Source organism: Aestuariivita boseongensis, assembly GCF_001262635.1.
In the GTDB taxonomy this organism is placed as follows: Bacteria; Pseudomonadota; Alphaproteobacteria; order Rhodobacterales; family Rhodobacteraceae; genus Aestuariivita; species Aestuariivita boseongensis.
Map to the genome: position 1 here is coordinate 1 of NZ_JXYH01000056.1, position 22,410 is coordinate 22,410.

Genomic DNA, 22,410 nt, shown 5'->3' on the forward strand with positions numbered 1-22,410 from the left:
GCTGGCGGCCCAGATGGCCGTGACCCATACCTGCGCGATGGATGCATCCCGTCGGTATCATTGGGGAAGTACTCTGGCTCACAAAGACAGCGCGGAACGAGCTTTCACAAAGCTCACGCGCACCTTCACCACGCAGATGGAAGCGCTGAAAAAGAACCGGGCCAAGGCTCAACAAGTCGTTCGGGTTGAACGCGTCAATGTAGAGAGCGGCGGACAAGCCATCGTGGGCGATGTCACCACCCAGGGGAGGGGTAGCCGTGAAAAGTGACGGTAACCCCATAGACCCCACTCAGAGGCTCAGAGACGCGCCCAGATGCACGGCCATGGCCAAGTCAACGCGACAGCGGTGCTGTAACCCCGCCAAGCGCGGGTGGTCCGTGTGCCGCCTCCATGGCGCAGGCGGTGGTGCTCCGCGTGGGGAGGCGCATCCCAACTACAAACATGGCCTGCGAAGCAAAGACGCTGTGTCGCTGAGACGATTGACGAGGTTTCTTGGTAAGAGGGCTCAGGAGTTTTGCTGAGACCAAAGGCCAAGACCATTGCACCGCGCTCAGTTGCCTCCCGAGCCTTTGGTTACCCAAAGAATATGATGCGACCGGTCTAGCGGACTGCGACGTGTTCATGGCGGGTTAGACTAACCCCATAGACCCCACCCAGAGGCTGCGATGCGCGCCCAAATGCGCGGCTATAGCCAACACACGCGGGAATCCAAAGTTCTTGTCAGAATCAAAATCCCAACGTTAACCTTCTTTGTGCACCCTATTTGCTCCATAGGCTTGTGCACTCATGACAGCCCCGGTCGCCTGCCCCCTATGTAAGCGTCGGGGCTGTTTCATTGGGGTCATTTCAAGAACTGCATTGGAAGTGCTTGGGGTGTGGAGAGGACGCAGTCAAAAACTGGTTCGGCGCTGAAATCGTTAGATGATGGACCCGCCCCCTCACGGGATAGAAAATAAGCAAAGAAACATGACATTTTCGTAACTATTGTTTGGAAAAACGGTGTGTCTTCACCGATGCAACAATGGATACTCAACTCAAGAATCTACGCAGCATTTGACCAGCAATCCAGCCAACAAAGACGCCGATTGCGTTCGCCCATACATCGTGAAGATTGCCGCTACGCCCGACCAACGGCTGAATCAGTTCGATGACGCAGCTCCAAACAAGCACAGCAATTGCAGTCCAGAAGAGAGGTGCTGCCGGTCGTACAATCGCAAACAGAACCACAGCTGCGTAGGCAACAATATGAGCGACGTAGTCAGAGATGCCGACTGTGCCAGGGTCCCCGACGGTACCTCTCGGCGACAGGCTCGCCACGGTGATAGCCAGCAATGAGACTGCCGACAACAGGTGGCCGTATCGAAAAAAGAGTTCGCGTAGGAGCGTGCCAAGCTTGTTCATTCCATCTCCTAAACAGCTGCGGAAGGCTGTGTCAGCTCTCGCAGGAGAATAAAGCGGTCGAGTATCGGCCCAGAATTACTGCGTGAGAAGCGTTCTTGGCATATCGAAAGCCACGAGCCACAGCCGCACAGCGCAGTGTCAAAGGTGGATATTGGGGTGGGTAAAATGGTCAATAAAATCTAATTATGATTTTAGATCAGTTATTTGGATTATATAAATGGTGCTGCTGGAGAGAATTGAACTCTCGACCTCTCCCTTACCAAGGGAGTGCTCTACCTCTGAGCTACAGCAGCGCCTGTGCGCGGCCTGATAGACGCAAACCGCCCATCGTGCAAGCGCAATCTGGACCCTTTTCGCACGATGGAATAGAGAGGGGTCATGGCGCAGAAAACACCCACCCAAAAGCCCGCGAAACCCGGTGACAGCCGCGAAGATCGGTTGAAGGCGGCGCTGAAGGCGAACCTGGCGCGGCGCAAGGCGCAGGCCAAGGCGCGTGCGGCGGGAACGGGCGGGGCCGAGGCAGGCAAATCAGGCGAGTAAAGAGGGCAGGCAGATGGATCAGATTATCGTTACAGGGAACGGGGCGCTCTCGGGCCAGATCCCCATTGCGGGGGCCAAGAACGCGTGTCTGACGCTGATGCCCGCCACGCTTCTGAGCGATGAACCGCTGACGCTGACCAACGCGCCGCGGCTGAGCGACATTCAGACGATGACAACGCTGCTGCAGTCGCTGGGGGCCGAGGTCACCAGTCTGCAGGACGGGCAGGTCATTGCGATGTCCAGCCATGATCTGAACAACCACGTGGCGCATTACGATATCGTGCGGAAAATGCGCGCGTCGATCCTTGTGCTTGGGCCGATGCTGGCGCGGGACGGGCATGCGGTTGTGTCGCTTCCCGGGGGCTGTGCGATTGGCGCGCGGCCGGTGGATCTGCACCTGAAGGCGCTGGAGGCGATGGGCGCAGAGCTTGAGCTGAAGGAAGGCTATGTTCACGCCAAGGCCCCCGGTGGCCTGAAAGGCGGTGTGGTGGAGTTTCCCTTTGTCTCGGTCGGGGCGACGGAAAACGCCCTGATGGCGGCGACCCTGGCCAAGGGCACAACCGTTTTGAAAAACGCCGCGAAAGAACCCGAGATCATCGATCTGGCCCACTGCCTGCAAAAGATGGGCGCGCAGATCGACGGTGAAGGCACCGATACGATCACCATTCAGGGCGTCGACCGTCTGCACGGGGCCACGCATCCCGTTGTTACCGACCGGATCGAACTGGGCACCTATATGCTGGCCCCGGCCATCGCGGGCGGCGAAGTGGAACTGCTGGGCGGTCGCCGCGATCTGCTGGAGGCGTTCTGCCAGAAGCTGGAAGAGGCCGGCGTACAGATCACCGAAACAGACAAGGGTCTGAAAGTTGCGCGCAACGGCAATGGTGTCCGCGCCGTGGATGTGACGACCGAACCCTTCCCCGGGTTTCCCACCGACCTGCAGGCGCAGATGATGGCGCTTTTGTGTACCGCCGATGGGGTCAGCGTGCTGGAAGAAACGATTTTCGAAAACCGTTTCATGCATGCGCCGGAACTGATGCGGATGGGGGCCAAGATCGACGTTCATGGCGGCACGGCAACGGTGACAGGCGTGCCGCAGCTGAAAGGCGCTCCGGTGATGGCGACGGACCTGCGGGCGTCGGTCTCTCTGATCCTTGCGGGGCTTGCGGCGGAAGGGCAGACCGTGGTCAGCCGCGTCTATCACCTGGACCGCGGATATGAACATGTGGTGCGCAAGCTGGAAGGCGTGGGCGCCAAAATCGAACGGGTGCGGGAACAGTGAGTGAAGACGCCCGGTTCGAAGATGGCCGCGAAAGGCCTCTGCATCTGGGCGCGCTGGATGCCGAGGATCTGCAGGTCATTGCCAGCCTGACGCAGGACGCGGTCTTTCCGATCACGGAAATGACCTGGCGACCCCGCGACCGCCGTTTTGCCCTGCTTCTGAACCGGTTCCGGTGGGAAGACACCGGACGCGCGCGGCATGGGGCGGAACGGGTTCAAGCCGTTCTGGCCATCGACAACGTGTTGCGCGTCGCCAGCCAGGGCATCGACCGGAACGATGCCGACACCATCCTGTCGCTTCTTTCGATCACGTTCGAGCCGACCGAAGATGGTGCGGGCTATGTGTTGCTGACCCTTGCGGGCGATGGCGCTATCCGCCTTGAGGTTGAGGCGCTGGATGTCACGCTGAAAGACGTCACCCGGCCCTACAAGGCCCCCTCCGGCAAAGCGCCGGAGCATAAGGACTGACCCGTTGATTGTGGAAACCCGCATCCTGACGCCTGCCGATCAGCCGCAATGGCGCGAGATCCGGCTTGAGGCGCTGGAGCGTTTCCCCGAAGCGTTTCTGACGACGGCAGACGAACAGCGCCGTCGCGCGGCCTCGGACGATCGTGCGCAGCTGGCGCAGGGGCGCTGGCGGGGACTGTTCCATGGGCAGGATCTGATCGGGATTGGCGCGCTGATTCCCATGGCCTATGCCGCTGCAGCCCACCGGTTCGAGATTGGCGCGCTTTACGTGAGCGAGGTGCACTGGGGCACCGATGCAGCCCAGTCTTTCCTGAACGCGCTTGAAGCCGAAGCCCGCCAGAAAGGTGCGCTGCAGCTGGAACTGTCAGTCGCGGCGAACAACCCGCGCGCCATTCGGTTTTACGAACGCAACGGGTTCGAACGCATGGGGATCCAGCCGCGTGCGATCATCGTGGATGGGGTGGGGCAGGATGATTTCTTCTACGTCAAGATGCTTGACCGTTGAGCCTGCATTGCGGCTGAGGTAAGGCCCCTGCTATGGTTCAGTTTCTTGATACATCCGATCCCGATTTCGAGGCCCGCTTCACCGCTCTGCTGAATGCCAAGCGTGAGGACAGCCCTGACGTGGATGCCGTGGTTGCGCAGATCATCGACGACGTGCGGACGCGCGGCGATGCGGCCGTCGTTGAGCTGACAGCCAAGTTTGACCGGCTGGAGCTGACGTCCGAGACCCTGCGCATGTCGGCGGAAGAGGTCGCAGCGGCGGCAGCAGAGGTCCCGGATCAGGTCCGGGACGCGCTTGCGCTGGCTGCAGACCGCATCCGTGCCTATCACAGCCGGCAGATGCCCAGGGGCGAAAGCTGGACGGATGAGACAGGGGCCACGCTGGGCTGGCGCTGGTCGCCCGTGTCGGCGGCGGGGCTTTACGTGCCGGGGGGGCTTGCGTCCTATCCTTCCTCGGTTCTGATGAATGCAATCCCGGCCAAGGTTGCGGGGGTGGAGCGTCTTGCCATGGTCGTGCCCACGCCCGATGGGGTGGTGAACCCGGCAGTGATGGCGGCGGCCCAGATCGCGGGTGTGGACGAGATTTATCGCATCGGTGGCGCACAGGCGGTGGCGGCGCTGGCTTATGGCACCGAAACCATCGCGCCGGTCGACAAGATCACAGGGCCGGGCAATGCCTTTGTCGCAGCAGCCAAGCGGCGGGTTTTCGGCAAGGTTGGCATCGACATGATCGCGGGGCCCTCCGAGATCCTTGTGATCGCCGATGGCGACAATGACCCCGACTGGATCGCGCTGGATCTGATGAGCCAGGCCGAACATGACGAAAGCGCCCAATCGCTGCTGATCACCACCGACGCCGGGTTCGGTCAGGCTGTGGCCGATGCCGTTGCCGCGCGTCTGGACACGCTGGAGCGCCGGCAGATTGCAGGGGCCAGCTGGCGCGATTTCGGCGCAATTATCACCGTGCGCGATCTGGACGAGGCGGCGGCGCTGTCGAACCGCATCGCCCCGGAACATCTGGAGCTGTGCGTGGCGGACCCCGTGGCGCTGTCGGAACAATGCGTCCACGCGGGTGCCATTTTCCTGGGGCAATGGACGCCCGAAGCCATCGGCGATTACGTCGGTGGCCCCAACCATGTTCTGCCCACCGCGCGGTCGGCCCGGTTCTCGTCCGGGCTCAGCGTGATGGATTTTCTCAAGCGCACCACATTGGCGCAGATGACTTTGGACAGCTTGCGTGCTATTGGCCCCGCGGCGGAGCGGTTGGCGCAATCCGAAAGCCTTGAGGCCCATGGCCTGTCCGTGCGCGCAAGATTGGATAAGTTGAACAGGTAATGGACATGTCGCGGATAATCGAGATTGAGCTGGACGATTCCGGCCTCCCCCCGCCCACGCCAGAGATCGAGCAGGAGCGCAAAGTCGCCATTTTCGATCTGCTGGAAGACAACAGCTTCGTCCTGCCCAAACGCGACGATCGCCCGGTGCCCGAGGGCCCCTACAAGATGCATCTGGCCATCCGCGACAAGCGGCTGGTCTTTGACCTGCTGACAGAAAGCGATGACAAGGCGGCCGAATTTCACCTGTCGCTCAGTCCGTTCCGTCAGGTGGTGAAAGACTATTACCAGATCTGCGAAAGCTATTTCGAAGCGGTGAAGACGATGCCCCCCAGCCAGATCGAAACCATCGACATGGCCCGGCGCGGGATCCACAACGAAGGCAGCCGCGTGCTGCAGGAACGCCTTGAAGGCAAGGCCGAGATCGACATCGACACCGCGCGCCGCCTCTTTACCCTGATCTGCGTTCTGCATTTCGGAGGTTGAGGTGACAGAACGCCTTCCGCAATCGGTGCTGTTTTGCTGCGATCACAACGCGGTGCGCTCTCCGATGGCGGAAGGGATCATGAAAAAGTTTTATGGGACAGGCACTTACGTGCAATCCGTGGGCGTGCATAACGACATGGAAATTGATGGCTTTTCCATCGCGGTCTGCCAGGAAATGGATGTTGAGTTGCAACGTCACCGTTCCCGCTCGTTCGACGAGATGGAGGAATGGGGCGACGATCTCAGCTCTTTCGATCTGGTGGTCGCGCTCTCGCCCGCCTCGCAGCGACGCGCGCTGGAACTGACGCGGTTCTATCATCTGGATGTGGAATACTGGCCGATCATTGACCCCACCGGCCTGGGGGAGACGCGCGAGACCAAGCTGGCCTCGTACCGTCAGGCGCGGGATCAGATCATCGCCAAGCTGAAGGAAAAATGGGGCGAACCCACGGAGATGACATGAGCGAAATCGTCAAAACCTATTTCAATGCGTTCAACGCAGGCGATACCGACGGGATGCTGGCCTGCCTGACCGATGACGTGGCCCATCATGTGAATGAAGGCCAGATTCGCGAGGGCAAGGAGTTGTTTGCGAAGTTCTGCGCCCATATGAGCCGGTGTTATCGTGAAAACCTCACCGATATGGTGGTTTTCGAGAACGGCGATCGCGCAGCGGCGGAATACATCGTCAACGGCACCTATCTGGCAACCGATGACGGCCTGCCTGAGGCACGGGGCCAGACCTATCGCTTGCCGGCGGGGTCGTTTTTCACCCTACGTGAGGGGAAAATCGCGCGGGTGACGACCTATTACAATTTGGCCGATTGGGTGCGCCAGGTGTCCTGATGGAGGTCCGCGCGCTCACCGGTGACGCGCTGGAGGCCGCGCTTGATGATGTGGCGCGGCTGCGGATCGAGGTGTTTCGCGACTGGCCGTATCTGTATGACGGCGATCTGGCCTATGAGCGCGCCTATCTGCAGGCCTATCGCAAAAGCGATCGGGCCATTCTGGTCGGCGCTTTTGACGGGGCGGAGTTGGTCGGAGCATCCACCGGCGCGCCGCTGGCCGAGCACGCCGATGATTTTGCGGCGGCCTTTGGCGGCCAGTCCTATGACCTGAACGACATCTTCTATTGCGCCGAATCCGTTCTGTTGCCCGGCTATCGTGGCCAGGGCATCGGCCACCAGTTCTTTGACCTGCGCGAGGCCCATGCCCGGGCGCTGGGCTTTACCCATTCGGCTTTCTGCGGCGTGGTACGCCCTGACGATCACCCCGAGCGCCCGGAAAGTTACCGTGCGCTGGATGCATTCTGGCGCGCGCGCGGTTATGCTCCGCTGGAGGGCGCGGTGGCGCAATTCTCATGGAAGGACCTGGGTGAGGCGGACGAGACCCTGAAACCCCTTCAGTTTTGGATCCGGGCCCTGTGATTCAATTGCGCGCGCGATGCGCGCATTATTCTCTTTAATATTGGGTATTTAGGGCCAGAAAGAAGCAAGGATTGACAAGATGAAAGTGGCGGCGGCGGCTTATCCCCTGGACGTTCTGAAGAACTGGCAGGCCTATGAGGACAAGATGGCCTCCTGGGTGAGAGAGGCGGCTACGGCCGGGGCGGAATTGCTGGTCTTTCCCGAATATGGGGCGATGGAACTGGCCACTTTGGCGGGGCTTGAGGTGGCGGGTGATCTGGAGGGTTCGCTTCATGCGGTGGCCGAGCGGCTGGCGCAGGCAGATGCTATCCACGCCGCACTGGCGCGGGAACATGGCGTGCATATTCTGGCCGGGTCGGGCCCCGCGGCGGGTGATCCCCGGCCGGTGAACCGTGCGCGGCTGATCACGCCCGAGGGCGTTGTGGCCGAGCAGGACAAGCAGATCATGACCCCTTGGGAGCGCGACCCCTGGGATGTGGCCCCAGGTGGGCCCTTGCATCTGTTTGACACCGATCTGGGGCGGATCGGGGTTTTGATCTGTTATGATTGCGAATTTCCCCTGCTGGGCCGTGCGCTGGTTGAGGCGGATGTTTTACTGATCCCGTCCTGCACCGAAACGCTGGCTGGGTATTGGCGTGTGCGCCTGGGTGCGCAGGCGCGGGCCATGGAAAATCAATGCTTTACGGTGATGTCATCCCTGGTGGGAGAGGCGGACTGGTCCGAAGCGGTGGAAACCAATACCGGCGCGGGCGGCATTTTCTGCCCCCCAGACGTGGGTTTGCCCGCCGATGGGGTGATGGCCGTGGGCCAGATCGGTCAACCCGGCTGGACCTTTGCCGAGCTTGATTTTGCCGCTACCGCCCATGTGCGGGAGAGGGGCGGCGTACGCAATCGCGCCCATTGGGACGACCAAACCCCGCGTCACCAATCGGTCACATCCCTGTCGCTGCGCGCGAAACACCCTTGATAATCGGGCGATTTGCCCCCATTTAAAGCGCGCCCGTAACTTGGCGGGCGGATGAGCAAAGGAGAAACCATGGCCAAGGAAGATACGCTCGAATTTCCCGGTGTCGTGAAGGAACTCCTGCCTAATGCGACGTTTCGGGTCGAGCTTGAGAATGGCCATGAAATCATCGCTCATACGGCAGGAAAAATGCGCAAGAACCGCATCCGGGTTCTGGCAGGCGACAAGGTTCAGGTGGAAATGACACCCTATGATCTGACAAAGGGTCGGATCAATTACCGCTTTAAATAGCGCGCGCAGCATGCGCGCGCAGTGCGGGGTAAGCGATTTGCGACGCAAATTGCGGCCCGTCACCCAGTCGGCGATCTGGGTGATACAGTGACCATGCCCGAACATAAACCGACACTGATCCTGGGCTCGGCCAGTCCGCGCAGGCGGGAGCTTCTGGCGCAGATCGGTGTGCAGGCGGACGATATCTGCCCGCCGGATATCGACGAAGACCCGCGGCCGGGTGAACTGCCGCGCCCCTATTGCGCGCGGATGGCGCGTGAAAAGGTGCAGGCGGTGCAGGCGGGCGCGGAGGACATCGTGCTTTGTGCGGACACGACCGTGGCCTTGGGCCGGCGTATCCTGGGCAAACCGGCTGACGCCGATGAAGCCGCCGCATTCCTGCGGCAGATGTCTGGCCGCCGCCACCGGGTCATAACCGCCGTTGCCGTGCGCCGCGGTGACCGGCTGTGGGAAGTCGATGCGGTCAGCATGGTGCGCATGAAGCGTCTGTCCGAGGTCGAAATCGCAGGCTATCTCGCAACAGGAGATTGGCAGGGCAAGGCGGGCGGCTATGGGATTCAGGGGCCTGCAGGGGCGTTTATCCCGTGGATTTCGGGATCTTTTACAGGAATCGTGGGCCTGCCGCTGGCGGAAACCGCCAATCTGTTGCAAGCCGCTGGGTATCCGTTATGGAGCGCCCCATGACCACACGCACCATCGTTCTGGGCCATATTGGCGAACGCAAAGCCGCCGCATTAATGGAGGGCGGACAGCTTGATGATCTGCTGATCGAGGCCGATGCGCCCGCGCCCGGCACGATCTATCGCGCGGTGGCCGACCGGCCGGTGAAAGGGCAGGGCGGTCTGTTCCTGAAAACACCCGATGGCGCGGCCTATCTGCGGCAAGCCAAGGGGATCGGGCAGGGGCAGGTGCTGACCGTGCAGGTCACGGGCTATGCCGAGCCGGGAAAAGCCATTCCGGTGACCACGCGGGTTCTTTTTAAAAGCCGCTATGCCATCGTGACGCCGGATGCGCCGGGTCTGAACATCTCGCGCCGGATCAAGGATGACGATCTGCGCGATGAGCTGATGGTACTGGCGCATGAGGGGATGGAGGGCTCGGATATGGGGCTGATCCTGCGCTCCTCCTGTGCAGAGGCGGATGCCGAGGATATTGCGACTGACATCACCGATATGCGTAATCTGGCGGAGGCGGTGACAGGGGATCAATCCGACCAGCCCGAGATGCTTGTGGCAGGCGATGACCCCTGGCAACTCGCCTGGCGCGACTGGGTGGAGCCTGCAGATGTGGTGGACACGCCCGGCGGGTTTGATGAACACGGTGTGCTGGATGCCATTGATGCGGCCAAAGCGGCGCATGTGTCTTTGGGGGCGCAGGCCTCGATGTATTTGGAGGCGACACGCGCGCTGATCGCGGTGGATGTGAACACCGGTGCGGATGGGACTTTCGCCGCCGGGCTCAAGGCCAATCTGGCGGCGGCCAAGGCGCTGCCGCGCGCGCTGCGGGTGCGGGGACTTGGCGGGCAGATCACCATGGATTTGGCACCCATGCCCAAGAAGGACCGGCGCAGCTTTGAAAACGCCCTGCGCTCGGCCTTTCGCGCAGATGAGGTGGAAACCGTGCTGGCAGGCTGGACGCCGCTGGGCCATTATGAGCTGCAACGCAAACGCGCCCGTCTGCCTTTGAGTGAGATTTTGGAATGAGCTGCCCGATCTGCCAATCCGACACTGATGCCAAGTATCGCCCGTTTTGTTCAAAACGCTGCGCGGATGTGGATCTGGCGCGGTGGTTCAATGGTGGATATGCGGTGCCTTCCCGTGACCCGGACGATGCCGAAAAGGCCATTGAAGAGATCGAAACTCTGATCGAAGCAGAGCAGCGCAAACCGCATTGACCTTGTGCGGATGCCCCGGACCTGATCCGGGGCCTCCGCTTGGCGCCAGAGGTCCCGGGTCAAGCCCGGGACGCGTGCGTCAGCCCTCTGCCAGGGATGTCAGGATCGGGCAATCCGGCCGGTTATCCCCTGCGCAGGAGCGCACCAGATCAGACAGCGTGTCGCGCATGGCCTCCAGATCCGCGATCTTTTCCTCGATCCGCGCCAGGTGATCCTTGGCAATCGCGCGCACATCGGCACTGGCGCGGGCGCGGTCTTCCCACAAGGCCAGCAGGGCTCGGCATTCCTCGATGGAAAACCCAAGGGCGCGCGCACGGGCCAGAAAGATCAGCTTATGCGCATCCTGTTCGGTGAAGGCGCGATATCCGTTCGCGTCGCGCGTGGGGCGCACCAGCCCGATATCCTCGTAATAGCGGATGGTTTTTGCAGGCAGGCCCGCCCGTTCTGCGACATCTCCGATATTCATTGCGCTCTCCTTACTCGGCCGGTTGCGCCACGGGCGTGGGCGATTGCGGCGGGTTGCCCGCCCGGCTGCGGCCGACATTGCGCAGGCGCAGCGCGTTGGTGACCACAGCGACCGAGGACAGGGCCATCGCGCCGGCGGCCAGCGCAGGCGACAGAAGGATCCCCCAGATCGGGTAGAGCACGCCAGCCGCCACTGGGATCAGCAGCGTGTTGTATCCGAACGCCCAACCCAGGTTCTGGCGGATGTTCCGCATCGTCGCCCGGCTGACGCTGAGCGCGCGCAGCACCGCGTCCGGATCTCCCGACACCAGCACAACATCCGCCGTCTCAATCGCCACATCGGTGCCGGTGCCCATGGCGATACCCACATCCGCATGGGCCAAGGCGGGCGCATCGTTGATCCCGTCGCCCACAAAGGCCACCTTGGCGCCACCCGCCCGCAGGCTGTCCAGCGCTTCGGTTTTGCCATCGGGCAGCACCTCGGCCACCACGTGGTCGATGCCAAGCTGGTGCGCGATGGCCTGCGCGGTGCCGGCGTTGTCGCCGGTGATCATGGCCGTTTTCAGGCCCATCTTGTGCAGTGCGTCAATCGTCGCAACGGCGCTGGGCTTGACCGGGTCAGCCACACCAATCACGGCAACCAGTTCGTCGCCCAATGCGGCATAGAAGGGCGTTTGTCCTTCGGCGCTGATCCGGGTCACGACATCTGCAAAGGGGCTCAGGTCAAAGCCCTCGGCGCGCAGATACCTGTCTGCGCCCACGCGCACGTCCACGCCATCAACTTCTGCCCGGATGCCCATGCCGCGGATCGCGTCGAAACGGGTGACCTCGGGCAAGGGTTGATCGCCTGCAGCGCGGGCAATGGCACGGGCAATCGGATGCTCGGATTGCCCTTCTGCCGCCGCCACAAGGCGCAGAACGCGGGCTTCATCCTGACCGTCTGCCACGTCCAGCGTCACCAGTTCGGGCCGTCCTTGTGTCAGAGTGCCGGTCTTGTCGAAAGCCACCAGGTCCACGCGGGACAACGTCTGCAATGCATCGCCCTTGCGGAAAAGCACACCCAGTTCCGCCGCGCGGCCCGTGCCCACCATGATCGAGGTCGGCGTCGCCAAACCCATCGCACAAGGACAGGCGATGATCAGAACGGCCACCGCGGCCACCACCGCAGGCCCAACACCTGCGCCAAAGGCAAGCCATGTCACCAGCGTCACTGCCGCGACCGCCAAAACCGCAGGCACGAACCAGCCTGTGACCGTGTTGACCAGCGCCTGGATCGGCAGCCGCGCGCCTTGGGCGTCTTCGACCATGCGAATGATCTGCGACAGCACCGTGTCACGGCCCACGCTTTCCGCTTCGAACCGGAAAGCGCCCGTGCCGTTGATTGTCCCGCCGATCACCGTGTCGCCCGCGTCTTTCTGCACCGGCACCGGCTCGCCCGAGATCATGCTTTCGTCAACGTAACTCCGCCCCGCGATGATCCGACCATCCACGGCGATCCGTTCACCCGGGCGCACATGGATCACATCGCCCACGGCGATCTGATCGACTGGCATGTCGGAGACGGTACCGTCCCGCTCCACCTGCGCAGTCGATGGCGCAAGTCCCACCAGCCGCGCCACCGCCGCGCCGGTCTTGCCTTTGGCGCGCGCCTCAAGGAAGCGGCCCAGCAGGATCAGCGTCACGATCACCGCCGCCGCCTCGAAATAGACCGCCACGCGGCCTTCGGGCAGGATGCCGGGCGCAAAGGTCGCGACCACGGAAAAGCCCCAGGCTGCCGTTGTGCCGATCGCCACCAGCGAATTCATATCCGGCGTGCCCTTGACCAGCGCCGGAAAGCCGCGCGTCAGGAACATCCGCCCCGGCCCCAACAACACGGCGGTGGTCAGGGCAAACTGGATCACCCGGCTGGTCTGCATCCCGATGGTGGACATCACCCAGTGGTGAAAGGCTGGGATCATGTGGCTGCCCATCTCCAGCACAAACACCGGCAGGGTCAGCACTGCCGCGATCAGCGTGGCGCGCTTCAGGGCGGTCATTTCCTCGGACGGGCCGTCTTCTGCCGCACGAGGCGCGTCCGGCTCAATCCGCTCCGCTGGATAGCCCGCATCGGTCACCGCCTGAAGGGCGTTTTCCAACGCGTCCGAACCCACCGCGTAGCTGACCCACGCCTCGCCCGTGGCAAGGTTCACATGCGCCTCGGTCACGCCGGGCGTGGCTGTCAGCGTGCGCTCCACGCGGCCCACGCAAGAGGCGCAGGACATGTTGCCAATGCGGATCTGTGTCGTCTCGACCTGCGCGGGATAGCCCGCATCGCTGAGCGCTTTTGTGACATGAGCAAGGTCCGGATCACCCGTGATCTGCGCGGTATGGGTGGCAAAATTCACCTGCGCGCTTTCCACGCCAGGTTCAGCGCCAAGCAGCTTTTCCACCCGCCCCACGCAAGAGGCGCAATTCATCCCATCGATTTTCAGCGTGACTGACGTCATTTGAACGGACCTTTCTGCCGGTACCGCTCTTACATAGGGCTTCCAGTCACTGGAAGGTCAAGGGCGGCCGCGTGAAAGAATGTCGCGGGTCAGGTCCTGGCCCAGGGATGGGCGGCATGATGGCGGGTTTTGAAGGCCGCAATATCGTCGCGATGCTGGATGGTCAGGTCGATATCATCCCAGCCATTCAGCAGCTTGGTCTGCCAGACCGGGTCAATTTCGAACGGCTCAGCGCCCCCCGCGTGGTGCACCACCGCGCCCGCCAGATCGACGCGCAGCGGGCCGTCCAGCAGGTCCAGCGCGTCCTGAGACATGCGGGCCGGCAAAAGCCCGTTATTGACCGCGTTGGAGGCGAAGATGTCTCCGAATGACGGTGCAAGCACCGCCCGGATGCCAAAATCTACCAACGCGTAAACTGCGGCCTCCCGCGAGGATCCACAGCCGAAATTGCGCCCCGCGATCAGGATTTCCGCCCCCTCGGGCAAACGCGCGGCGGGTTCCGTTTCGCGCATGTCATGCAGCAGGAAGGGGCCATAACCTTCGCTGCGCGGGCGCGACATGAACCGTGCCGGGATCAGCTGGTCCGTGTCCACGTTCTCCAGCGGCAGGCGGGCAGGGATGCCTGTGACGTCGGTAAACCCGCTCATGCCTCGCGCCCCTCCAGCAACGGGCGCACATCGGTCAGCGCGCCCGTGACAGCAGCGGCAGCCACCATCGCAGGCGACATCAGGTGCGTGCGCGCACCGGGCCCCTGGCGGCCCTTGAAGTTCCGATTGGTGGTCGACGCACAGCGCTTGCCGGGCGCGACAATGTCGCCATTCATGCCCACGCACATCGAACAGCCCGAGGCGACCCATTCCAGCCCCGCCTGCACAAAGATACGGTCCAGCCCTTCATCCTCGGCCTGTTTCTTGATTTGCGCCGATCCGGGCGACACCAGGCCCGGAACCTTGGCCGTCCGGCCCCGCAACACGGCAGCGGCGGCGCGCAAATCCTCGATCCGGGCATTGGTGCAGGAGCCGATAAAGACCTGATCCACCGCGATCCCGTCCAGCGGTTTGCCCGCCTCCAGCCCCATATAATCCAGCGCATCGCGGGCGGCATCCATGGGGACCATCCCCGTGATCGGCCCCGCCTGATCGGGGCTGGTGCCCCATGTCACGGTCGGCGCGATATCCGCCGCGTTCAGCGTGACCTCCCTGTCAAAGGCGGCATCGTCGTCGCTTTGCAACGATAACCAATGGGCGGCCGCCTTCTCCCACGTGTCGGAGGGCGCAAAAGGCCGGCCCTTCACATAGTTCAGCGTCACCTCATCCGGTGCCACCATGCCGAAGCGGCCTCCGCCCTCGATCGACATGTTGCACAGCGTCAGCCGCCCCTCCATCGACAGTCCGCGAATGGCGCTGCCGGCATATTCGATCGCATGGCCCTGCGCCCCGCCCGTGCCCAGCCGCGATATCCAGGCCAGCGCGACATCCTTGGCCGTCACCCCCGCACCCAACGCGCCGTCCACGGTGATGCGCATGGATTTCGGCCGCTTCTGCCAGATCGTCTGCGTCGCCAGCACATGCGAGACATCCGTGGCCCCGATCCCGAAGGCAATCGCCCCGAATGCCCCGTGGGTCGAGGTATGGCTGTCCCCGCAGACAATCACCAACCCGGGCAGGGTCAGGCCCTGTTCCGGGCCGATCACATGCACGATGCCCTGCCGCGGATCGCCCATTGCGAAATGCTGCAACCCGTGGGTCTGCGCATTGGTCGAAAGCGTCCGGATCATCCCGGCGATATCCTCGCTCGCAGGCTCTCCGCGCGTGGGCGCATAGTGATCCGTCACGCCAAAGGTCAAACCCGGCTCTGCCACCGGCAAGCCTCGCGCGGCCAGTTTGCGGAATGCGTGGTGCGAGCCTTCATGCACAAAATGCCGGTCAACCCACAACAGATCCGTGCCATCCTCGCGCGCATGGATCACATGGGCCGCCCAGACCTTGTCGAACAGACTGCGGCTCATGGCGCCCCTCCGATCACCGGCTCCCAATGCCGGTCATCCTGCCCGCCTACGCGGGTCAGGCTCATATCCAGACGGAACATATCCGGGCGGTAAAGGGCCGACAGATATTCGATGCCCCGATCCTGCTCGTCATGCACCACCCGCGTCAACGCCAGCAAGGCCGATCCCACCGACACGCCCAACGCCTCGGCCACATCCGGCGCGGCCAGCGTTGCCGTTACGCTTTGCCGGGCCGAGGCCACGATGACCCCCGACCGCTCCAGCAGCTCGAACAAGGGCGTGGTGGCCAGATCGGCTTCGGAATAATTGCGCGAGATCTCTTCGGGGACATAGGTCGTCAGATGCGAAAACGGTGTCCCGTCGCTGGAGCGTACCCGCGTGGCCGTCTGCACCCGCGCGCCGTCTGAAAGCCCCAGCGCGTTGCGCACCAACGCAGGCGGCGCGCCATAGGAAAACGACAAAAGCCGCGCCGAGGTGTCCCGCCCCATTTGCACGATCTGCGGGATCAGCGTGGCCATATCCGCAGTGATCGCCCCATCGGGCGCACGCGCCGATCGCACGATCGACCCGGCACCGGTTTTCTTTTCGATCAGACCGTCGCGCGCCAAAGCATCCAAGGCGCGCCTGACCGTGACCCGGGATACTCCGTGGATCTCGGCCAGGCGCTGCTCACTGGGCAGAACCGACCCCTCAGCTTGCTGCCCAGTTGCTATGTCGTCTCTCAGCAAAAGGTAGACCCTGCGGGACTTGCCGCCTTCAGGTAGGTCGGATGTCGCCTGTTCGTGCAAGATGTCCCCCAATTGCGGACGCCAGTCTAGGTGCCTGTTTCCCTGAAATCAAGAATGTATCCTTTCATTCAGCCAAAATCTGTACTATGAAAGATACAAATAACGCGGGGGAGGGGTCATGCCCATTGTCGAAATCAATATCCTCGAAGGCTATGATGCCAGCGCCAAGGCGCGGCTGGGCAAGGCGGTGACCGATGCGGTCCGGTCCGTGGTTCCGGCGGTGCCCGACGCAATCACCGTGATCACCCGCGAAATGTCTCATGACAATTACATGCGCGGCGGTGCGACGCGTCAGGGGGCGCCCGCGCTGCCCGATCCTGTGGCTGCCGTGCGCGATTTCCTCGCCGCGATGGAGGCGCGTGATCTGGAACAGGCGGAGACTTTCCTCGGTGCAGGGTTTGTCATGCACTTTCCTGGCACGGGGCCGATGAACACGCTGCCTCAGTTGGTCGAATGGTCAAAGCCGCGCTATCGCTTCGTGAAGAAAACCTATGAACGTTTCGATCAGGCGATGAGCGACGAGGGCCCCGTGGTCTATTGCTATGGCACGCTGCACGGCGAATGGCCTGACGGAACACCCTTCGACGGAATCCGCTTCATCGACCGCTTCCAGTTCTCCGAAGGGTTGATCGTCCGTCAGGACGTCTGGAACGACATTGCCGAGGTGCGCCCATGAGCGAGATTGACCCAATCACCCTGGCCGTCCTTGCTGGCCGGATGGAGCAAATCGCGGATGAGATGGATGCGACCCTGTTCCGCGCGGCTTTCAACCCGATCATCGCCGAAGCGCATGACGCCTCGCATGGTCTCTACCATGCCACCTCAGGCGACACTTTGGTGCAGGGTAAATCCGGCCTGCCGATCTTTGTGGGCGTGATGGCCTTTGCGGTGAAGGCCGTGATCGACAAGGCCGCCGCCGATGGCGATCTGGCCGACGGTGATATCTATATCTTCAATGACGCGCATATGGGCGGCACGCACCTCAGCGACATGCGCCTTGTGCGGCCTTATTTCCGCGATGGGGAGATGTTCTGTTATCTCGCCTCGGTTGGCCATTGGCACGATGTGGGCGGCGCGGTGCCGGGCAATTACAACCCGTCGGCGACGGATGCCTTTCAGGAAGCCTTCGTGCTGCCGCCGGTCAAACTCGCCCGCGCCGGAGCGATCCAGCAGGACGTCATCGACATCATCATGCGCAACACCCGCCTGCCGCAATCGGCGCAAGGCGATCTGAACGGCCAACTGGGCGCGCTGGATCTGGGTGTTAAACGGCTCGACGCGCTTCTGGACGAATACGGTGCCGACACCGTCCGTGCCGCCCTCGATGCGCTGGGGCATCGGGCCGAGGCGCTGATGCGCTCGGAACTCGACACCCTTCCCGATGGCCGGTGGGAGGCCGAAGACTTCCTCGACAATGACGGCATCACCGATCAGGCCCTTCCGATCCGCGTGGCGCTGGAAATCAAGGGCGATCAGATGACCCTCGATTTCACCGGCACCGCGCCGGTCACCGCAGGCCCCGTCAACATCGCCCTGCCGACTGCGGTTGCGACGGCTTATGTCGCGATCAAACATATCTTCCCCGCGCTACCCGCCAATGCCGGTGTGATGCGGCCCATCGATGTGCGTATCCCCGAAGGCTCGCTTCTATCGGCCGAATTCCCCGCGCCCGTTGGGGGATATACCGAAACGATCCTGCGCATGATCGACGTCATCTTTTCCGCCATGGCGCAGGCCGCACCCGACCGGGTGGTTGCCAACGCCTATGGCACGATCAACGCGCTCTCCATCGCGGGCAAGCGGGCCAATGGACAGCCCTGGGTCATGTTCTCCTTCTTCGGCGGCGGTCACGGCGGGTCGATCGAAAGCGATGGGCTGAACCACGGCAACGCGCCGATTTCGACGGCGACCATCCCGCCCTTGGAAATCCTCGAAGCGGCCTATCCGGTGATGTTCAAGCAATGGGCGCTGCGGCCCGACAGTGCCGGGGCAGGGCAGCATCGCGGCGGTCTCGGTGCGGTCTATGAGATCGAGCTTCTCGAAGAAAACGCCCGAGCGTTCCTGTTCGGTGAACGCGGACGGTTCGCGCCCAAGGGCATCGTGGGCGGCAGTGACGGGGCCATGAACCATTTCGAATATGAACAGGATGACGGCTGGCACGAACCGCCCATGTCCTCGAAAATGCTGGGGATGCAGCTGAAGCGCGGCCAGTCCGTGCGTCTGGAAACCCCCGGCGGGGGCGGCTATGGCCCCGCATCCGACCGCGATCCGGCGGCTGTGGCGCGTGACGTGGCGCTGGGCTTCCTGTCCAGTGATAAGGCAACCGAACTTTACGGCCCCGCCTGGCAGGAGGTGCAGCCATGAGCAAGATGGTCGGCGTTGATGTCGGTGGCACGTTCACCGATGTGTTCATTCTTGATGAGGCGACAGGACAGGCCCGCGTCGCCAAGGTGCCCACGACCCGTCCGGATCAGTCCGGCGGTTTCCTCAATGGCATCGGCCAGCAGATCGACGATCTGAGCCAGATCGCCGTCGTTGTGCACGGCACCACCGCAGGCACCAACGCGCTTCTTGAACGCAAGGGCGCGAAGATCGGCGTGATCACCACCAAAGGCCTGGGCGACGTGCTGGAAATGCGCCGCCGCGACCGGCCCCGCACCTGGGGCCTGCGTGGCGATTTCGAACCAGTCGTGCCCCGCGACAGGCGGCTGGAGGTCACTGAACGCACGTTGGCCGATGGGACAAAACGCACAAAAGTCGATCTGGACGAGGTGCAAAACGCAACAAACACCCTTCTTGAGATGGGATGCGAGGCCGTGGCGATCCTCTTTGCCAATGCCTATGCCAACTCGGAAAACGAGGCCGAGGCCGCCCGGTTGGTGCGCCAGATCTGGCCCAATGACCACGTCTCGGTCTCGTCGGAAATCCTGCCGGAGATCCGCGAATTCGAACGGTTTTCCACGGCGGCCCTGAATGCCTATTTGCAACCCGAAGTGGCTGGATATCTGAACCGGCTTGAGACCGCGTTGAAAGGCGGCGGCTTTGGCGGAGAGTTCATGATCGTGCAGTCAAACGGCGGTGTGATGGGCGTGGATACCGCCTGCCAACTGCCTGTAAGAACAGCACTTTCCGGCCCCGCCGCGGGTGTGATCGCGGCCGGGTACATCGCCGAAACCGCAGGGTTTCCCGATGTGATCACCGGCGATGTGGGCGGCACCAGTTTCGACGTGTCGCTGGTGGCGGGCGGCCAGTCGGCCCTTGCCCCGCAGACCTCCATCGACTTTGGCATGGTCGTGCGGACCCCCATGATCGAGATTGCGACGATCGGGGCAGGCGGTGGCTCTATCGCCTGGGTCGACAAGGGCGGGCTTCTGAACATCGGCCCCGAAAGCGCAGGTTCCGATCCCGGCCCCGTCGCCTATGGCCGCGGCAACACCCGCCCCACCGTGACAGACGCTAATGTCGTGCTGGGCCGCATCGATCCAGACAGCCCCATCGGCGGCATCGCCAAGCTGGATGTGGAGGCCGCAAAAACCGCAATAGATCAACATGTTGGCGCGCCGCTGGGCCTTGACACGATGGCGGCCGCCGAAGCCATCCTGACCGTCGCCAACTCCCGTATGGCCGGCGCGATCCGCCTGGTGAGTATCGAGCGCGGCTATGACCCGAAACGCTTTTCCTACATGCCGTTTGGAGGGGGCGGCGCGCTTCATGCAGGCGCAATCCTCGCCGATGTCGGGCTTGCGCGCGCCATCGTCCCGCGCTTTCCCGGTGTGACCTCGGCCATGGGCTGTGTGATCGCGGATATGCGGCAGGATTTCGTGCAAACGCTGAACGTCATGGCCGATCAGGTCGACGAAGATGCCCTGCGCGAGGTCATGCAAGCCCATGTAAATCAAGGGCTTGCGATGCTGGACGCCGCCAAATCCAGCTTTGAACGGCGCGACACGATCTTCGAGTTGGACATGGCCTATGTCGGTCAGACGCACACTGTCTCGGTCCCTCTGCGAGTCGAGATGGACGGCACCACAGTTGTCGCACCCACCCGTGCGCAGATCGCCGAGGCTTTCGACCAGGCGTATCACGCCACCTATGGCCGCCTTCTGAAGAACGGCACGCGCCGCGTGATGAACCTGCGCAGCGCGGTGATCGGGCGACGGCCCAAATTTGATCTGAAGGCGCTGGCCCCCAAGGACGGCGGCACCATTGAGGCTGCATTGAAAACGCACCGCAAGGTGCATTTCGGCGACAGCTGGCATGAGACGGCCATTTATGACCGTTTGTCCCTGCCCGTGGGCGCGGTCATCCAAGGCCCTGCAATCCTTGAACAATTGGACACGACCATTCTGATCGAACCAGATCTGCAAGGCACGATCGACGCATATGGCAATGTGATTATCGAGAGGCGCGCATGAGTATCGACACGCTGGATCCCAAACGCACCGGTCTGCTGACCATCGACCTGCAGAACGATTTCCTGCACCCCGAAGGCGCCTATGGCCGCGCGGGGCAGGGGGCTGCGGCAATCTCGGCCTTGCCCGCCCGGATCAAGCCGGTGGTGGACGCGTTGCGCGCCAAGGGCGGCACCTATTTCTCGGCCCAGTTCACACTCGTGCCCGGTCCGCGGGGTGAACCGCTGATCGCGCCGCACCTGAAAAAACTCCGCCCGTTCCTAACCAAGGGCGATTTCGCGCCGGGTGGTTTTGGACATGCGCTGGTCGATGAACTCGCGCCTGCCGACTACACCGTGGAAAAAGTGGCCTATTCCGCCTTCTACCAAACCCGTCTGGAATACATCATGCGCGCGCTGGACATCGACACGCTGATCATTGGCGGGATCGTGACAAATGGCGGCGTGGCGTCGACCGTACGTGACGCACATCTGCGCAATATCGAGACGATCCTGCTGTCGGATGGCTCCGCCGCATTCAAGGACGAGGTACATCAGGCCACGCTGACGTCTCTGGGCACCGTCACGCAAGTGATGACCTGCGCCGAGGTGACTCAATTGATCGAGGCCGCGTCATGAGTTTGAAAGCGCGCCTTTCTCAGGACAGGATCCTTGCCGCTCCGGGTGTCTATGACGGGCTGACCGCTGCTCTGGCTGAACAGGCCGGGTTCGAAGCGCTCTACCTGTCGGGTGCTGCGGTGGCTTACACGCGTTTGGGCCGTCCGGATATCGGCCTCTCTACGTCCTCGGAAATGGCCGAAACCATGGCGCTGATCCGTGACCGGGTGGATGTGCCGGTCATCATCGACGCCGATACCGGCTTTGGCAACGCGCTGAACGCGCAGCGTACCATACGGATTTATGAACGCGCTGGCGCCAACGCGCTGCAGGTCGAAGATCAGACCTTCCCCAAACGTTGCGGGCATCTGGCGGATAAGTCCCTGATCTCGAAAACAGAAATGGCCGGCAAGATCTCGGCCATGGCCGATGCTCGCGCCAGTGACGAAACGCTGATCATCGCCCGCACCGACGCCATCGCGGTGGAAGGGTTCGACGCTGCGGTTGAGCGGGCCGAGGCCTATATCGACGCAGGCGCCGATGTCTTGTTCATCGAGGCCCCGCGCACGGGCGACGAACTGGCCCGCGTGGCCGACACTTTTGCGCATCGCATCCCGCTTCTGGCCAATATGGTCGAAGGCGGCGCGACCCCGATGAAAGACACCGGCGAATTGCAGGCCATGGGCTTTTCCATCGCGATCTTCCCCGGCGGCATCGTCCGCGCTTTGGCCCGCACGGCGCAGGCCTATTACGCCAGCCTGCAGGCCAATGGATCGAACCTGCCCTTCAAGGATCAGATGTTCGATTTCGACGGGCTGAACCGCGTCATTGGCACACCCGAAATGCTGGAGGCGGGCCGTAAATACGAAAGCGGGCAGGGCTGAGATGGCCGATATCCAGCCCACCCCCGATGCGTTCGACCTGCATGTGCCGGTCCTGATCATCGGCGCGGGGGCGGCTGGGCTTGTTGCGGCGCTCTCTGCGCATGAGAGGGGCCGCGAGGTGCTTGTGCTTGAGCGGGAGGGGGAGCCGTCGGGTTCGACCGCGCTGTCGGCAGGCCTGATC

27 protein-coding genes and 1 tRNA gene are annotated in these 22,410 nt (G+C 62.7%); 21 read left to right on the forward strand and 7 right to left on the reverse strand.

Annotated elements, in window-relative coordinates:
• On the forward strand, positions 1 to 268 hold a 268-nt coding region (locus TR61_RS16785; RefSeq protein ID WP_216595422.1), incomplete at its 5' end, for a hypothetical protein.
• Between the two features lie 761 nt (positions 269 to 1,029).
• Here the strand turns inward: TR61_RS16785 and TR61_RS16790 are convergent.
• Entirely contained in the window at positions 1,030 to 1,401 is a 372-nt protein-coding gene (locus TR61_RS16790) for a VanZ family protein (RefSeq protein WP_050931684.1), read from the reverse strand.
• A gap of 218 nt (positions 1,402 to 1,619) precedes the next feature.
• A tRNA-Thr gene (locus TR61_RS16795) sits at positions 1,620 to 1,694 on the reverse strand.
• Between the two features lie 85 nt (positions 1,695 to 1,779).
• Here TR61_RS16795 and TR61_RS20195 point away from each other — a divergent pair.
• The 14 genes from TR61_RS20195 to TR61_RS16860 all read left to right on the forward strand — a co-directional run bounded on the left by TR61_RS20195 (position 1,780) and on the right by TR61_RS16860 (position 10,590).
• The gene (locus TR61_RS20195; RefSeq protein WP_172677009.1) at positions 1,780 to 1,941 is read left to right on the forward strand and encodes a hypothetical protein; all 162 of its coding nucleotides are present in this window, start codon (positions 1,780 to 1,782) and stop codon (positions 1,939 to 1,941) included.
• Positions 1,942 to 1,954: 13 nt separating this feature from the next.
• On the forward strand, positions 1,955 to 3,223 hold the full coding sequence (murA, locus tag TR61_RS16800) for a UDP-N-acetylglucosamine 1-carboxyvinyltransferase (protein WP_050931685.1): 1,269 nt from the start codon (positions 1,955 to 1,957) through the stop codon (positions 3,221 to 3,223).
• A complete protein-coding gene (locus TR61_RS16805) occupies positions 3,220 to 3,690 on the forward strand; it encodes a DUF2948 family protein (RefSeq protein WP_050931686.1) in 471 nt (156 codons plus the stop codon). Before murA ends, TR61_RS16805 begins: the two co-directional genes overlap by 4 nt.
• 10 nt (positions 3,691 to 3,700) lie before the next feature.
• Positions 3,701 to 4,195 (forward strand): GNAT family N-acetyltransferase, encoded by a 495-nt coding sequence (locus tag TR61_RS16810; RefSeq protein WP_245626915.1) that lies wholly within the window; start codon positions 3,701 to 3,703, stop codon positions 4,193 to 4,195.
• 32 nt (positions 4,196 to 4,227) lie between these two features.
• Positions 4,228 to 5,529 (forward strand): histidinol dehydrogenase, encoded by a 1,302-nt coding sequence (gene hisD, locus TR61_RS16815; protein ID WP_050931688.1) that lies wholly within the window; start codon positions 4,228 to 4,230, stop codon positions 5,527 to 5,529.
• Positions 5,530 to 5,534: 5 nt separating this feature from the next.
• The gene (locus TR61_RS16820) at positions 5,535 to 6,014 is read left to right on the forward strand and encodes a UPF0262 family protein (protein WP_050931702.1); all 480 of its coding nucleotides are present in this window, start codon (positions 5,535 to 5,537) and stop codon (positions 6,012 to 6,014) included.
• Position 6,015: 1 nt separating this feature from the next.
• Positions 6,016 to 6,477 (forward strand): arsenate-mycothiol transferase ArsC, encoded by a 462-nt coding sequence (locus TR61_RS16825; RefSeq protein ID WP_082182015.1) that lies wholly within the window; start codon positions 6,016 to 6,018, stop codon positions 6,475 to 6,477.
• Positions 6,474 to 6,860: a ketosteroid isomerase-related protein gene (locus TR61_RS16830; RefSeq protein ID WP_050931689.1), complete on the forward strand. Its 387-nt coding sequence runs from the start codon at positions 6,474 to 6,476 to the stop codon at positions 6,858 to 6,860. The genes TR61_RS16825 and TR61_RS16830 overlap by 4 nt, the downstream gene beginning before the upstream one ends.
• Entirely contained in the window at positions 6,860 to 7,441 is a 582-nt protein-coding gene (locus tag TR61_RS16835) for a GNAT family N-acetyltransferase (RefSeq protein WP_050931690.1), read from the forward strand. The genes TR61_RS16830 and TR61_RS16835 overlap by 1 nt, the downstream gene beginning before the upstream one ends.
• Before the next feature lie 79 nt (positions 7,442 to 7,520).
• The gene (locus TR61_RS16840; RefSeq protein ID WP_050931691.1) at positions 7,521 to 8,408 is read left to right on the forward strand and encodes a carbon-nitrogen hydrolase family protein; all 888 of its coding nucleotides are present in this window, start codon (positions 7,521 to 7,523) and stop codon (positions 8,406 to 8,408) included.
• A 69-nt stretch (positions 8,409 to 8,477) separates the two neighbouring features.
• Positions 8,478 to 8,696: a translation initiation factor IF-1 gene (gene infA, locus TR61_RS16845; protein WP_005978431.1), complete on the forward strand. Its 219-nt coding sequence runs from the start codon at positions 8,478 to 8,480 to the stop codon at positions 8,694 to 8,696.
• Between the two features lie 93 nt (positions 8,697 to 8,789).
• Entirely contained in the window at positions 8,790 to 9,380 is a 591-nt protein-coding gene (locus TR61_RS16850; protein ID WP_050931692.1) for a Maf family protein, read from the forward strand.
• A complete protein-coding gene (locus TR61_RS16855) occupies positions 9,377 to 10,399 on the forward strand; it encodes a ribonuclease E/G (RefSeq protein ID WP_050931704.1) in 1,023 nt (340 codons plus the stop codon). Before TR61_RS16850 ends, TR61_RS16855 begins: the two co-directional genes overlap by 4 nt.
• Positions 10,396 to 10,590, forward strand: a complete 195-nt coding sequence (locus TR61_RS16860; protein ID WP_050931693.1) for a DNA gyrase inhibitor YacG — start codon at positions 10,396 to 10,398, stop codon at positions 10,588 to 10,590. Before TR61_RS16855 ends, TR61_RS16860 begins: the two co-directional genes overlap by 4 nt.
• Positions 10,591 to 10,669: 79 nt before the next feature.
• On the opposite strand, the gene cueR is transcribed toward TR61_RS16860, so the two are convergent.
• The 5 genes from cueR to TR61_RS16885 form a co-directional block, all read right to left on the reverse strand.
• Positions 10,670 to 11,056: a Cu(I)-responsive transcriptional regulator gene (gene cueR, locus TR61_RS16865; protein ID WP_050931694.1), complete on the reverse strand. Its 387-nt coding sequence runs from the start codon at positions 11,054 to 11,056 to the stop codon at positions 10,670 to 10,672.
• A 10-nt stretch (positions 11,057 to 11,066) separates the two neighbouring features.
• Complete coding sequence (locus tag TR61_RS16870; RefSeq protein ID WP_050931695.1) at positions 11,067 to 13,541, reverse strand: heavy metal translocating P-type ATPase; 2,475 nt, start codon at positions 13,539 to 13,541, stop codon at positions 11,067 to 11,069.
• Positions 13,542 to 13,630: 89 nt separating this feature from the next.
• Positions 13,631 to 14,188, reverse strand: a complete 558-nt coding sequence (leuD, locus tag TR61_RS16875; protein WP_050931696.1) for a 3-isopropylmalate dehydratase small subunit — start codon at positions 14,186 to 14,188, stop codon at positions 13,631 to 13,633.
• The gene (gene leuC / locus TR61_RS16880) at positions 14,185 to 15,549 is read right to left on the reverse strand and encodes a 3-isopropylmalate dehydratase large subunit (RefSeq protein WP_050931697.1); all 1,365 of its coding nucleotides are present in this window, start codon (positions 15,547 to 15,549) and stop codon (positions 14,185 to 14,187) included. Before leuC ends, leuD begins: the two co-directional genes overlap by 4 nt.
• The gene (locus TR61_RS16885; RefSeq protein ID WP_050931705.1) at positions 15,546 to 16,337 is read right to left on the reverse strand and encodes a GntR family transcriptional regulator; all 792 of its coding nucleotides are present in this window, start codon (positions 16,335 to 16,337) and stop codon (positions 15,546 to 15,548) included. The genes leuC and TR61_RS16885 overlap by 4 nt, the downstream gene beginning before the upstream one ends.
• Positions 16,338 to 16,455: 118 nt before the next feature.
• On the opposite strand from TR61_RS16885, the gene TR61_RS16890 reads away from it, so the two are divergent.
• The 6 genes from TR61_RS16890 to TR61_RS16915 form a co-directional block, all read left to right on the forward strand.
• Complete coding sequence (locus TR61_RS16890; protein ID WP_050931698.1) at positions 16,456 to 17,013, forward strand: tautomerase family protein; 558 nt, start codon at positions 16,456 to 16,458, stop codon at positions 17,011 to 17,013.
• Complete coding sequence (locus TR61_RS16895) at positions 17,010 to 18,701, forward strand: hydantoinase B/oxoprolinase family protein (protein WP_050931699.1); 1,692 nt, start codon at positions 17,010 to 17,012, stop codon at positions 18,699 to 18,701. Before TR61_RS16890 ends, TR61_RS16895 begins: the two co-directional genes overlap by 4 nt.
• Positions 18,698 to 20,752 (forward strand): hydantoinase/oxoprolinase family protein, encoded by a 2,055-nt coding sequence (locus TR61_RS16900; RefSeq protein ID WP_050931700.1) that lies wholly within the window; start codon positions 18,698 to 18,700, stop codon positions 20,750 to 20,752. Before TR61_RS16895 ends, TR61_RS16900 begins: the two co-directional genes overlap by 4 nt.
• Entirely contained in the window at positions 20,749 to 21,366 is a 618-nt protein-coding gene (locus TR61_RS16905) for a cysteine hydrolase family protein (RefSeq protein WP_172677010.1), read from the forward strand. Before TR61_RS16900 ends, TR61_RS16905 begins: the two co-directional genes overlap by 4 nt.
• Positions 21,363 to 22,229 (forward strand): isocitrate lyase/PEP mutase family protein, encoded by an 867-nt coding sequence (locus tag TR61_RS16910; RefSeq protein WP_050931701.1) that lies wholly within the window; start codon positions 21,363 to 21,365, stop codon positions 22,227 to 22,229. The genes TR61_RS16905 and TR61_RS16910 overlap by 4 nt, the downstream gene beginning before the upstream one ends.
• Before the next feature lies 1 nt (position 22,230).
• Positions 22,231 to 22,410, forward strand: a 180-nt coding sequence (locus TR61_RS16915; RefSeq protein ID WP_157440956.1) for an FAD-dependent oxidoreductase, incomplete at its 3' end; no start/stop codon positions are given.